The sequence below is a fragment of the Pseudoalteromonas sp. PAST1 genome (assembly GCF_021532515.1).
Lineage (GTDB): Bacteria > Pseudomonadota > Gammaproteobacteria > Enterobacterales > Alteromonadaceae > Pseudoalteromonas > Pseudoalteromonas simplex.
On sequence record NZ_JAKGBH010000019.1, the window covers coordinates 16,220 to 29,668 of the forward strand.

Sequence of the window (13,449 nt, forward strand, 5' to 3'; positions counted from 1 at the left end):
GTAACACTTAACTCATCGTTTAAAAAGGCAAATAGCCTGCTTTAAACAAGGCTTGAACACAAATTAATGAAAAAACACCTGCTAAAATATCATCAGCCATGATGCCCAAGCCCCCGTGTAAACGTCTATCTAAAATTCTGATAGGACCTGGTTTAGCGATATCAAAAAAGCGGAACAATAAAAAACCAACCAACAGTGACTGCCAACTCAGTGCAGCACCAATCATGGTGATATAATAACCAGCAACTTCATCCCAAACAATGGCTGGATGATCATGCACCCCTAAGTCATCTGCTGTTTTACCACATGCCCAAATACCAAACACACTGATCACGACAGCAAATACAATTTGTAGCCAAAGCGGAAAATACATTGTGGTGAAAATAAATGGCAAGGCAGCAAAGGTACCAAATGTGCCTGGCGCTTTAGGGGCAAGGCCTAAGCCAAAACCCAAACCAAAAAATTGGTGTGGGCGTTTTAAATTGAATAAACGGTTACTGCTCAAACCGGCTCCTTCGCGAAGTGCTGAAAGCCCTTACCTTGATAGTTAAACTTTTCACCATCAAGTAATAGCTCAATCTCACCTTCGCCACTTTTAATTTGACCCACACAACTTGCTTCAACACCATATTGGCGCAGTTTCATATCAACCATGCTTTTATTGCTTTCAGGCACAGTAAACAGCAACTCGTAATCGTCACCGTAATTTAAGATATAATCAAACTGCTCGGCACGTGGAATCGACGAATTTAATGCATCAGAAACAGGCACTTTATCGACATTGATCACTGCACTAACTTGCGATAGCGCTAAAATATGGCCTAAATCTGCCAACAAGCCATCAGAAATATCGATAGCCGCAGAGGCAGCGCCTCGCAAAACCTGACCGGCTGCAACACGTGGCGTCGGATAATCAAAACGATTATTTAAATAGCTTAAGTGTTCAGGGGCGATATCGAGGCCTTGTTTACGGGCTTCTATGGCTACACCAGCATCACCTAACGGACCTGTTACATAAATCCAATCGCCAACTTTAGCACCGCTACGGCGCAGTGCTTTGCCTTCAGGCACGATGCCTTTAGCACAAATCGTAATAGTTAAAGGGCCTTGAGTGGTATCACCACCAATGATTTGCACATTGAAGTACTCTGCAATTTCATGCATGCCTTCAGTGAACTCTTCAAGCCACTCTATATTTGCTTCAGGCAAAGTTAGGCCTACCGAAATCCACGTAGGTTCAGCGCCCATTGCCGCAAGATCACTTAAGTTAACAGCTAAAGCTCGATGCCCAAGAGCACGCGCAGAGATGTCATCAAAAAAGTGTACGCCCGCAACTAAAGTATCTGTTGTTACCGCCAATTGACAGTTTTCAGGCACAGTTACTAAGGCACAATCGTCACCAATACCTAGGTTCACATCACGGCGAATAATGCCACGGCCCTTAAAGTAACGATTGATTAATTCAAATTCCTTCATACACAAAAAAGCCGGCCCAAGCCGGCTCTCCTTTACGGGGTTACTTACTTACGCAGTTCTTTCACTGCTTTATCAAGTACACCGTTGACAAATTTATGGCTGTCTTCAGCACCAAACATCTTAGCAAGCTCAATGCCTTCATTGATTGCCACTTTGTAAGGTACGTCTTCACGGAATTTCAGCTCATAGCCAGACAGACGTAAAATTGCTTTTTCGACCATGTCTAACTCATCAGCTGGGCGTGCTAAATGTGGTGCAACGATTTCATCTAATTGCTTACAGTTAACAACAACACCGCGTGCTAGGTCTTTGAAATATTCGACGTCGATCTTAGTCACATCATTTTCAATTAACATTTGCTGTTCAATATCAGCAATTGGGTTGCCGCTTAACTGCCAAGAGTATACGGCTTGAAGTGCTAAGATACGTGCTTTACGTCTTGCTGCTGGTTTCACAGAGATTCCTTAAACTTAAATTTTGTCTAACACATTAACCATTTCAAGCGCACCTAAAGCAGCTTCGCCGCCTTTGTTACCCATTTTGGTACCTGCGCGCTCAATTGCTTGCTCAATACTTTCAGTGGTTAATACGCCAAATGCAACCGGGATATCGTACTCAAGAGATACTTGTGCAAGACCTTTGTTTGATTCGCCAGCGACTAAATCAAAGTGTGGCGTACCACCTCTGATCACGACACCTAGAGCGATGATTGCATCGTGTTCTTTCTTTGCTGCAACGCGTTTCGCTGCTAAAGGTAATTCAACGGCACCTGGTACGTAAACAACAGTAATGTCGTCTTCAGAAACACCACCTGTGCGCTTAAGCTCATCAACAGCACCTGCTAATAGGCTGCTACCAATAAAGTCATTAAAGCGAGAAATGACAATGGCAAATTTTTTGCCCGGTGCGTATTTGTTACCTTCAATAATTTTCATTTAATAACCCTAAAAAATAAGTTTAAGCGGTTGCGATTGCGCAAAAATTACGGCGCATAATACCACAAAAATATAAAAGTAGCCTAGTAAATCTATTTTCCCAAATTAAGAGCGAGGCTCAACATAGTCAACCACTTCTAAGTGGAAACCAGATAGCGCGTGGTACTTCTTAGGACGGCTCATTAAGCGCATCTTTTCAATACCTAAATCAGCCAAAATTTGCGAACCAACACCCACAGTACGCGAGGTACCTTGGAATTTACGATGACTGACATTTTCGCCCGCATCTTCAGCGGCAAAGGCTTTAACGGTTGCTTCTAAATCTTCAGTTGATTCTTGTTTACCTAAAATAACCAGCACGCCGTTATGCTCAGCGATATAAGCCATAGCATCTGATAAGCCCCAGCTACGATCAGCACTTCTATCTGATAATAGAATATCGTTAAAGGTGCTTTGTAAGTGAACTCGTACTAACGTTGGCTCATCTTTCGATACTTCACCTTTTTGTAAAACATAGTGAAGCTGACCATCAATGGTGTCTTTGTAGGTCACTAAATCAAACTCACCATGATCCGTTGGTAGTTTACATTTAGCAACACGCTCAATGGTGGTTTCGTTTAGGTTTCGGTATTCGATTAAATCTGCAATAGTGCCAATCTTTAAGTCATGCTCTTTAGCAAATACTTCAAGATCTGGGCGACGGGCCATAGTGCCATCTGCATTTAGAATTTCAACAATCACAGATGAAGGTTCAAGACCTGCTAAACGTGCTAAATCACAACCCGCTTCAGTATGACCAGCACGTGTTAACACGCCACCAGGCTGCGCCATAATTGGGAAAATATGCCCTGGCTGTACGATATCGCTCGGTACGGCACCTTTAGCGATTGCGGCTTGTACGGTACGTGCGCGGTCGGCTGCTGAAATACCTGTAGTTACGCCTTTTGCCGCTTCAATCGACATAGTGAAGTTAGTTGAAAAAGCTGCACCGTTATTTTTAACCATCAGTGGTAATTCTAACTGCTGACAACGCTCTTGTGTCATTGTTAAACAAATTAAACCACGGCCGTGTGTTGCCATAAAGTTGATGGCATCAGCACTGATATGTTCTGCCGCGATAATTAAATCGCCTTCATTTTCTCGGTCTTCATCGTCCATTAAAATAACCATTTTACCGGCTTTAATGTCATCGATAATTTCTTGCGCGCTGTGTAAATTCATAATGTGCCCATGAGAGTATGATTAATAGTGACGTATCTTTGCTTATTTAATAAAGCCAGCTTGTGCGAGCAAGCTCATTGATATGTCTGAACGGGAAGGTTGTTCAGCCCCTTTAATTAGGCGCTCTAAATAGCGAGCAATCTGGTCAACTTCTAAGTTCACCTGAGTACCCACCTGAAATTCTGCAATCGTTGTTTGCTCAGCAGTATGTGGAACAATCGTTAGCTTAAAGCGATTTTGCTCAACCTCGTTGACGGTTAGGCTAATGCCATCAATACACACCGAGCCTTTGTACGGAATGTACTTCATTAAATCATTGTCAGTACTTAACCAATACTCAGTTGCACGAGCATTAGGACTAATACTTTCGACAGTAGCAATACCATCAACATGGCCTGACACTAAGTGCCCACCTAGGCGAGAAACCGGTTGCATAGCTTTTTCGAGGTTAACTGTTTGCCCTTTTTTATAATGTGCAAACCCAGTTAAGCTAATTGTTTCGTTTGATAAGTCAGCACTAAAACCATCGCTATGTTTAGCGACAACCGTTAAACACACACCATTGGTGGCAATACTGTCACCGAGCTTGACGTCTTCCATATCCAAATTAGCGCTTTGAATACGAATAGCTAGATCGCCTTGCTTTTGTGTTAGTTCAACAATTTTACCTGTTGCTTCAATAATTCCAGTAAACATAGTGCTACTCTTTATTTTCAATTTTTGAGGCTTGCTTTGCTTTTGTCGCTGTTAAGCGAATATCGTCGCCAATCATCACTGTGTCAGTAAAGGTCAGTTCAGTGATATCACTCATCATGGTGACTTCTGCAAAGTTTAGTAAGCTTTTGCCCATATCACCTACTAACTTAGGGGCAATATAAACAATATATTCGTCAATTAAATCTTGCTCGGCAAACACCCCAGCAAGGGTTGCCCCCGCTTCGAGCCAAATATGATTAAATTGCAGTTCAGCAAGACGCTTTAAAACCGCCGATAAATCAACTTTATTGTTAACTGCTGGCACCACTTCGTGTTTAACAAAGTGAGGCCACTTGGTGTGATTATCAAGCGAAGTGGTAAAAATTATTACCGGGCTCTCGATGCTGAATAACGCAAGCTCAGGCGTTAACCTGTTTTGTGAGTCAATAATGATTCGGGTTGGTTGGCGCAAAGGCAACGAGGTTGGCATGGTAAATGGCAACTCATCAACACGGACATTAAGTTTTGCATTATCAGTAATAACGGTGTCTGCACCGGTTAAGATAGCGCAGCTTTGCGCACGAAATGCTTGCACATCTTGGCGCGCTTGAGGGCCTGTTATCCATTTACTTTGACCGTTATTTAGCGCAGTTTTACCATCTAAACTACACGCCATTTTACAGGTTACATATGGCAACCCAGTTTCCATACGCTTTAAAAAGCCTTTGTTTAAATCGCGCGCTTGTTGCTCAAGTAAGCCAGATGCCACACTAATACCAGCGTCAGCTAATATCTGCAGGCCGCGACCACTTACCGCAGGGTTTGGGTCAACCATAGCAGCAATCACCTTGCTTACACCCGCAGCTTTTAAACCTTCGGCACAAGGCGGAGTGCGTCCATAATGACTACAAGGCTCTAAAGTGACATAGGCAGTGGCGCCCTTTGCTTTATCGCCAGCTACAGCCAACGCATTCACTTCAGCATGGCCCTGCCCTGCGATTTGATGAAACCCTTCACCGACTATTTCGTCATCTTTAACCAGTACACAGCCAACATTCGGGTTTGGCGTGGTAGTAAAACGGCCGTGTTTAGCAAGCTCAATGGCACGCGCCATGTAAACAGTATCAAGTTCTGTAAACGACATGATTAATCACCTAAACGAGCGATTTCTTCTCCAAACTCGCGAATGTCTTCAAATGAACGATAAACCGATGCAAAGCGCACATAGGCTACTTTGTCGAGTTTTTTCAGCGACTCCATGATGCATTCGCCAATTAAATGGCTAGAGATTTCACGCTCACCGGTAGCACGAAGTTGAGATTTAATGATGTTAACGACTTCGTCGACCTGCTCAGTGCTCACTGGGCGTTTCTCTAAAGCGCGATGCAAGCCATTCAGTAACTTGTCTTCGTTAAATGGTTCGCGGCTACCGTCTTGCTTGATGACTCTTGGCATCACAAGTTCAGCGCCTTCAAAGGTGGTAAAGCGCTCATGGCATTCGTTACATTCACGTCGACGTCTCACTTGGTGACCACCGCCAACAAGTCTAGAATCAATTACTTTAGTATCTTTTGCGGTGCAAAAAGGGCAATGCATAGGGTTCTAGTTCCGTTTATAAAAAACAAAAAGGCCGCTTAGTAAGCGGCCTTTATGATAGCAAAAAACAACGCTATTGTTATCTTAATTACGGTTTAACCAGTAATTAAGCGTAAACTGGTAATTTTTTACAGATAGCTTTAACTTTCTCTTTTACTTCTGCTTGAACAGACTCATCGTTGATGTTGTCTAGTACGTCACAGATCCAGCCAGCAAGCTCTTTTGACTCAGCTTCTTTGAAACCACGGCGAGTAATAGCCGGAGAACCAATACGAAGACCAGACGTTACAAACGGTGAACGTGGGTCGTTTGGTACTGAGTTTTTATTTACAGTGATGTTAGCGTTACCCAGAGCAGCGTCAGCATCTTTACCTGTGATATCTTTATCGATTAGGTCTAGAAGGAATAAGTGGTTGTCTGTTTTACCAGAAACAACTTTGTAGCCACGCTCTTGCAGTACTTTAACCATAGCTTGAGCGTTCTTAACAACTTGTGCTTGGTACGCTTTGAATTCTGGTTGTAAAGCTTCTTTGAAAGCAACCGCTTTAGCAGCGATGATGTGGCATAAAGGACCACCTTGACCGCCAGGGAATACAGCGCTGTTTAGTTTTTTGTAGATCTCTTCATCACCACATGCAGAAACGATTAGACCGCCACGAGGACCCGCTAATGTTTTGTGAGTTGTTGTTGTAACAACGTGTGCGTGAGGGATTGGACTTGGGTATACACCCGCTGCGATAAGACCAGCAACGTGAGCCATATCTACGAATAAGTATGCGCCAACTTTATCAGCGATTTCACGGAATTTAGCCCAGTCAACAACGCCTGAGTATGCAGAGAAACCAGCGATGATCATTTTTGGCTTGTGCTCTAATGCAAGCGCTTCAACTTGAGCATAATCAATTTCGCCTGTTTCGTCGTTTAGGCCGTATTGAATTGCATTGTACGTTTTACCAGAAAAGTTAACGTGTGAACCGTGAGTTAAGTGACCGCCATGAGCTAAGCTCATACCTAGTACTGTATCGTGCGGCTGAAGAAGTGCTTGGAAAACAGCTGCGTTTGCTTGTGAGCCCGCATGCGGTTGAACGTTAGCGTAATCTGTGCCGAATAATTCGTTTGCACGGTCAATTGCTAATTGCTCAACAACATCAACATGCTCACAACCGCCATAGTAACGTTTGCCTGGATAACCTTCAGCGTATTTGTTGGTAAGCTGAGAACCCTGCGCTTCAAGTACGCGTGGGCTACAATAGTTTTCAGACGCGATCAGTTCGATATGCTCTTCTTGACGAGCCGTCTCTTTAGTGATGGCTGCAAATAACTCTGGATCGAAATCCGAAATATTCATGCTACGTTCTAACATGGGGTCTCCTAAGGCAACGTGTATGGTGTTTTTTGAAGGCTGTATTGTACGTTTAAAACGCACTTTTGCCTATCTTGTAAAGATGAACATATTTAAACAGGGATTGAATTTATTTCACAGTGTTTTAATAATGATATTTTTTTATTGATACATAATAAAAATTTATAGATTTAAAATATTTCATAGATATTTAAAATGTTATTTCAACGAAAAACCGCCCGATTAAATTGCGTTTTTATAGGGACAAACTAAGCTTATTGGACTAGTCAATATCAAGGATGGTATAAGTACATGTTAGCTAAACCAATATACGAATTAGTCCCCTACGGATATTTTTTTCTTGGCATAAGCTGTATCGCATTGGCAAATAATTATGTGCCAACTCTCATAGGTGTAATCTTATTTTTATTAGGTGCTAATATTTGGCGGATGCGTTCAGAAGCCAGAAGAACCGATCATTCAAGCCAGCGTGTTAAACAAAAAAAACGTCGCTATTACTATGAATTTAAACCCTTTATCATTTTTATTTCGGCTTTCACCTTGATGCAATGGACGCACAGTGAACTCGTCTCGATGATCAGTATTTTGCTGTGTATTTCGGCCGGGGTCATTCTTATCATGCGGGTTTTAAACCGACATAGTCATTCGTTACTTCATTAAAGGCTTCATTAAAAGGCTGCATTAAAAAGAGCGGCTTAGCCACTCTTTATACCTTTATTAAGCACTAAGCTAATTTATTAAACAGCTCAGTGCGAAGCAATTGATAATCAAACTTAATATCTTCAGCTAAACACTGTTTTGCTAATGCATCTGCTAGTGGTTTCGGCATAGGCAATTCGATGTCTAAAATTTGCTCTACGCTGTCTTTGAATTTAGCTGGGTGTGCAGTCGCTAAAAAGATACCTGCACTGCCATCAGCTAGATTTTCTTTCAAGCCCTGATAAGCAATTGCAGTATGAGGCTCTGCGATGTAACCGGTTTGATGAATTTTTTTCATCACTTCTTTTGTTTCTTCTTCACCAACACAGCTTGAATAAAAGTCATTATAACTAAACCATTCGTTATCCAACATAAACTGAACACGCGGCCAGTTATTCGGTTTACTTACATCCATCGCGTTCGATAGTGACTCAAGCGTATCATTCGGTGCCCACTCTTTATTTTGTAAAAAACGTGGCACCGTGTCGTTTTGGTTAGTTGTAGCGCTTAATTTCGCTACTGGCATACCAAGCACAGCACCGATCATCGCGGCACACACATTACCAAAGTTACCACTTGGAACTGAGATATGCGCTTTACTACGCTGCTCTTTTGGTAATTGAGCAATCGCTTCAAAGTAATAGCAAACCTGTGCAACTAAACGGCTGATATTAATTGAATTTGCTGAATTCAGACCAAGCTTTTGTTTCACTTCATCATCTAAAAACGCCTGTTTTACCATGCTTTGACAATCATCAAAGCTACCATCAACCGCATAGCAGTGAATGTTGTTGCCTAACGTTGTGAATAGCTTTTGCTGCGCTAATGAAATTTTACCTTTCGGGTATAAGATCACGACATCGATATTTGGCTTATTATAAAATGCATGGGCAACTGCAGCCCCTGTATCGCCTGATGTAGCCGTTAAAATCGTGACTTTTTCACCCTGATTAAATTGCGCAAGACACTCAGCCATAAAACGGCCACCAAAGTCTTTAAACGCAAGCGTTGGGCCATGAAATAATTCAAGGCAATAAATATCTTTTTCTACTTCAACTAATTTCACATCAAAGTTAAACGCATTTTGCACCATCTGTGCAACGGTATCGGCAGGAAGCTCGTCACCAATCAGGTGCGATAAAATCTTTCTGCTACGGCTCACAAAGTCTAAATCAAGTAACTTATCAATGTCTTGAATTGGTGTAAGGCTATTAGGGAAGAATACACCTTGATTACGCCCTAAACCAGTTTTTACCGCTTCAACAAACGACACCTGTTGTGTTTCATCTTTTAAATTATGTAATTGCATGTTTATTCCTTAAATTCTTTAAAGCTGTCGTGTGCCAAGCTGATCAAGTTGGCAGATGTGGCAGAAGCCCTGCTCATTGATGTAATTATCATTCAGCCAAGCTGCACACTGCTTAGCAGCTTCCAGGCTCTTACACACGGTAAATAATGTTGGGCCCGCACCAGAAATGCTGACAATCTCTGCACCAAGCTCTGGCAAGGCACTCTTTGCTTCGGCAAAGCCTTGAATGAGCGGTGCGCGATGTGGCTCAGCGATTTCATCACTCATAATGGAAAGCGCTGCGTCAAAGCGACCTGTAAGCAATAAGCTGCTAAATGCAGAAAGTCGCTGTGCGAACTCAACACTGTCGTGCATTGATAATTGCGTTGGCAAGACCGAACGCGCTTTTGCGGTATTCAGTGAAAATCCCGGAAAAGCCGCTACGTAATACCATTGATTATCAACAGGTAACGAAATTGACTTGTTCGGAATGAGTTCACCAGTTAATTGCAAGCCACCTAAATAACAGGGTGTGATGTTATCGTAATGACGACCGCCACTAACAATGGCTTCAAAATCAGCCATCAACTCGATAAGTTGCTCTTGAGATAAGTTGGTTTCAGCGAACTTATCAAGGGCTGCAAACGCAGCCACCACAGAACAGGCACTCGAACCTAAACCTGAACCAATTGGTAGGTTCTTTTTAAGCTCAAGTTTTACCGCTGGCATAGTCGGTGCAACGTGTTCTTTAAAATGAATTAAACATTGATAAGCCAAGTTTTCTTCAGCATTAGCAGGCAGTTTATGGGCATAGTCGCCAGAGCAGACAAAAGTATCTTGCTCAGCGGCACTCACCTCTACAACATCGCCTAATAAGGTGCCATCGATTGGTGCTAGCGCAGCACCTAACGCATCAAAGCCTACAGCAAAATTCCCGATTGAAGCGGGTGCATATACACGGATCATGACCAGCTCCTAACGTGTTAACGTTTTTAAAATGTCGGCAAATACACCAGCAGCCGTTACTTCAGCACCTGCGCCATAACCACGAATAACAAACGGACGAGGTTGATAATATTGACTTAAGATGGCCAGTGCATTTTCACCGTCACGGATATCATAAAGAGCATGGTTACTATCTACGGCTTCAATGCCTACTTTACATTGACCGTTTTCAATAGTACCCACATAACGAAGTACTTTACCTTCGCTTGCAGCACTTTGTATACGGTCGTTAAACTGTGCATCAAGTGATGGTAGTTTTGCCATGAAATCTGCTACAGAATCATCTTCTGCAAACCCTTTTGGTAAAACTGATTCAACTTCGATATCGCTAAGTTCTAACTCAAGACCCGATTCACGAGCAATGATCAGAAGCTTTCGGGCAACATCAGTACCTGATAAATCATCACGCGGATCTGGTTCTGTAAAACCACTTTCTTTTGCTTTTAACGTGGCTTCGCTAAGTGATAAACCATCTTGTAGCGCACCAAACATATACGATAATGAACCCGACAAGATACCGCTGAACTTAATAAGTTCATCACCGGCACCAAAGAGTGATTTCAGGTTATCAAGTACTGGTAAGCCTGCACCTACGTTTGTTTCGTATAAAAACTTACGATTATTCTTCTGTGTCGCTGCAACTAAATCTTGGTAGTAAGCATACGAGCTAGTATTGGCCTTTTTGTTTGCCGCAACAACGTGGAAACCGGCATTCAAGAAATCAACATATTGCCCAGCAAGCTTATCGGCTGAGCTACAATCTACGATCACAGGGTTAATTAAATGGTTTTGTTTAACAAATTGCTCGACCAAATTTAAATCAAATGCCTGCTCTGACACGGCTAATTTGTCTTGCCAACCATCAAAAGCAATGCCTTCGCTATCTAGATAAAGCTGCCTTGAATTAGCAACACCGTACAAGTTCAGTTTAATATTACGTTTTTCAAGCCATGCTTGTTGACGCTTTAACTGCTGGATAAGTTCTTGACCTACTAAGCCACAGCCAAGTAAAAACACATCGATTGAAGGAATGTGAGTAAAGAAGTTCTCATGGCACACTTTCACTGCGTCGTTGCATAGTTCACCATCGATAACCGCTGAAATAGCACTCTCAGTCGAGTCTTGTGCAATAGCAACAATGTTAACCTGCGCTTGAGCTAATGAAGCAAAGAACTTAGCTGCTAAGCCTTTGTGCGCACGCATGTTATCACCAACTAGGGTTACAATCGCAAGGTTACGCTGTACTTGAACTGGTTCGATTAAACCGGCTTGTGATTCTAATTCGAAAGCAGTTTGTAATGCTTCTAGAGCAAGTGATAGGTCGCTCTCATGCACACAGAAACTGATACTAAATTCACACGAAGATTGTGTGATTAGTACAATTGACACATTGTCATGCGCCAATGCATTAAATACTTTTGATGCCATACCCACTTTGCCTTTCATACCTGGGCCAGACACCGTTAACATAGCGAGGTTTTGTAAACTTGATAGCGCTTTAACAGGCTCGTTCGACACACTGTCGTTACTAATCACTGAACCTTCTGCACGTGGGTTATGAGTATTTTTGATCTCGCACGGCACGCCTGCTTTAGCACAAGGTAAAATCGTTTTCGGGTGTAATACTTTCGCACCAAAGTAAGACAGCTCCATTGCTTCTTTATAAGATAACGAATCAACCTTAGATGCTTTTTTGATATAACGCGGGTCAGCATTGTAAACACCGTCAACATCAGTCCAGATCTGGCATACATCAGCTTCTAGGCATGCTGCCGCAATAGCTGCTGAGTAATCTGAACCATTGCGACCAAGTGTTGTTAGTTCCCCCTGCTCATTGGCAGCAGTGAAACCCGGCATGATATAAATTGTGCTCGGTGCCGCTTTTAATGCAGCTTGAAAACGTAACTTACTTTCGGCCAAGTCAGCTTCAGCATCAATGTAGCCACCCACTGAAGCTATACAGTCTGTTGCTTCTAAATAACGAGCATTACTTTCGTTAAGCATACACTCCATCAAGGCAACACTAACGCGCTCACCAAAACTAATTGCATAAGCACGTACTTGGTCTGGGCAACACTTCAAAAGTGCAACACCATCCAGTTTATTCTTAAGTTCGTTTAAATCAGGCCAATTCACTACCTGACCAAAGTCAGCTTCAACAGCAGCTTTTAATTGTTCACAGCGCGCAACCAATGCTTGCCATAACTCACTAAAATCTTGCCCCTGCTCTGCAGCGCTTGCTAATGCTACTAATGAATCTGTCATGCCACCTGGTGCTGACAGCACTAACAGCATTTCATCGCGTAATTCTTCTTTGACTAACTGAGCTACCTGTTGCAAACATGCGTAGTCGGCCAAGGACGACCCACCAAATTTTAATACTCGCATTATTTATGTTTCCTCATTCCATAAACGAAAAAGGCCTGTGTTCTAGTGAACACAGGCCTATAAATTTGTTGCACCGACCTATGCCACTATCCCGTAAGGATGATGGTTGTAATAATAATGGTCGTTGCGTGATTAAATGTTTTCATAGCCTTTAGACTGCCTTAAATGTAGCCAAGCTGTCAACCCTTAAAGAAAAGATAAATTATGCGCTTTTGTTATACAAAAGATTAATGAATACCAAATTTATGCAAAGTTGCTTTCAGTCGAACAATATCTATTGGCTTATCGATGAAATCAATGGCTCCCAAACTAACTACTTTTTGCTTCATTTGCGCTTGAATATCAGCTGAAATCACTATAACAAAGCACTCTATTTTCTCTGCTTTGATCGTTTCAAGTACAGCAACACCATCTAGCTCTGGCATAGTTAAATCCAAACACAATAGATCAAAGTTTTGCTCGCGTAGTAAAGCAAGTGCTTCTCGACCATTGGTTGCTTGTTGAATATCAGCACTTAAACAGTTACCTAAGCACCGAACTACTTGTTTGCGAGCTATACTTGAATCATCACAAACCAGTATTGAAAAATTAGGGTTATTCATGAATATAAAAATCTTCGCTGTAGCAAATACAACATCTAAAAAGGCTAAAGTAAAAGACGAGCGAAATTTATAACACACTTTTATTGGTGCAGTAAGGTTAAGTTTTTTTAAAAAATAGTAACAATTTATAAATACTCCAGTAAAAAAGGATTTATTTATTTATTTTTAACCGTTTATTAG

14 protein-coding genes are annotated in these 13,449 nt (G+C 42.0%); 1 reads left to right on the top strand and 13 read right to left on the bottom strand.

The window, feature by feature from the left end; all coding sequences use genetic code 11:
• Positions 1 to 19 precede the first annotated feature (19 nt).
• The 9 genes from L1272_RS11010 to glyA form a co-directional block, all read right to left on the bottom strand.
• Complete coding sequence (locus L1272_RS11010) at positions 20 to 505, bottom strand: phosphatidylglycerophosphatase A family protein (protein ID WP_054552569.1); 486 nt, start codon at positions 503 to 505, stop codon at positions 20 to 22.
• Positions 502 to 1,476, bottom strand: a complete 975-nt coding sequence (gene thiL, locus L1272_RS11015; protein ID WP_235373405.1) for a thiamine-phosphate kinase — start codon at positions 1,474 to 1,476, stop codon at positions 502 to 504. The genes L1272_RS11010 and thiL overlap by 4 nt, the downstream gene beginning before the upstream one ends.
• A 44-nt stretch (positions 1,477 to 1,520) precedes the next feature.
• On the bottom strand, positions 1,521 to 1,931 hold the full coding sequence (gene nusB, locus L1272_RS11020; protein ID WP_054552571.1) for a transcription antitermination factor NusB: 411 nt from the start codon (positions 1,929 to 1,931) through the stop codon (positions 1,521 to 1,523).
• Between the two features lie 15 nt (positions 1,932 to 1,946).
• Positions 1,947 to 2,411, bottom strand: coding sequence for a 6,7-dimethyl-8-ribityllumazine synthase (gene ribH / locus L1272_RS11025; protein WP_054562661.1), 465 nt, complete (start codon positions 2,409 to 2,411; stop codon positions 1,947 to 1,949).
• Between the two features lie 105 nt (positions 2,412 to 2,516).
• Positions 2,517 to 3,632, bottom strand: coding sequence for a bifunctional 3,4-dihydroxy-2-butanone-4-phosphate synthase/GTP cyclohydrolase II (ribBA, locus tag L1272_RS11030; RefSeq protein ID WP_138615817.1), 1,116 nt, complete (start codon positions 3,630 to 3,632; stop codon positions 2,517 to 2,519).
• A 42-nt stretch (positions 3,633 to 3,674) separates the two neighbouring features.
• Positions 3,675 to 4,328 (bottom strand): riboflavin synthase, encoded by a 654-nt coding sequence (locus L1272_RS11035; protein WP_054552574.1) that lies wholly within the window; start codon positions 4,326 to 4,328, stop codon positions 3,675 to 3,677.
• Positions 4,329 to 4,332: 4 nt separating this feature from the next.
• Entirely contained in the window at positions 4,333 to 5,472 is a 1,140-nt protein-coding gene (gene ribD / locus L1272_RS11040) for a bifunctional diaminohydroxyphosphoribosylaminopyrimidine deaminase/5-amino-6-(5-phosphoribosylamino)uracil reductase RibD (RefSeq protein ID WP_235373406.1), read from the bottom strand.
• 2 nt (positions 5,473 to 5,474) lie between these two features.
• On the bottom strand, positions 5,475 to 5,924 hold the full coding sequence (gene nrdR / locus L1272_RS11045; RefSeq protein WP_054552576.1) for a transcriptional regulator NrdR: 450 nt from the start codon (positions 5,922 to 5,924) through the stop codon (positions 5,475 to 5,477).
• A 106-nt stretch (positions 5,925 to 6,030) separates the two neighbouring features.
• The gene (gene glyA, locus L1272_RS11050; protein ID WP_235373408.1) at positions 6,031 to 7,287 is read right to left on the bottom strand and encodes a serine hydroxymethyltransferase; all 1,257 of its coding nucleotides are present in this window, start codon (positions 7,285 to 7,287) and stop codon (positions 6,031 to 6,033) included.
• 360 nt (positions 7,288 to 7,647) lie between these two features.
• On the opposite strand from glyA, the gene L1272_RS11055 reads away from it, so the two are divergent.
• Positions 7,648 to 7,947, top strand: coding sequence for a hypothetical protein (locus L1272_RS11055; protein ID WP_138615810.1), 300 nt, complete (start codon positions 7,648 to 7,650; stop codon positions 7,945 to 7,947).
• Positions 7,948 to 8,011: 64 nt separating this feature from the next.
• On the opposite strand, the gene thrC is transcribed toward L1272_RS11055, so the two are convergent.
• The 4 genes from thrC to L1272_RS11075 form a co-directional block, all read right to left on the bottom strand.
• On the bottom strand, positions 8,012 to 9,295 hold the full coding sequence (gene thrC / locus L1272_RS11060; RefSeq protein WP_235373409.1) for a threonine synthase: 1,284 nt from the start codon (positions 9,293 to 9,295) through the stop codon (positions 8,012 to 8,014).
• Positions 9,296 to 9,313: 18 nt separating this feature from the next.
• Positions 9,314 to 10,240 (bottom strand): homoserine kinase, encoded by a 927-nt coding sequence (gene thrB, locus L1272_RS11065; protein WP_138615806.1) that lies wholly within the window; start codon positions 10,238 to 10,240, stop codon positions 9,314 to 9,316.
• A gap of 9 nt (positions 10,241 to 10,249) precedes the next feature.
• A complete protein-coding gene (thrA, locus tag L1272_RS11070) occupies positions 10,250 to 12,667 on the bottom strand; it encodes a bifunctional aspartate kinase/homoserine dehydrogenase I (protein ID WP_235373410.1) in 2,418 nt (805 codons plus the stop codon).
• Between the two features lie 227 nt (positions 12,668 to 12,894).
• A complete protein-coding gene (locus L1272_RS11075) occupies positions 12,895 to 13,269 on the bottom strand; it encodes a response regulator (protein WP_138600400.1) in 375 nt (124 codons plus the stop codon).
• Positions 13,270 to 13,449 lie beyond the last annotated feature (180 nt).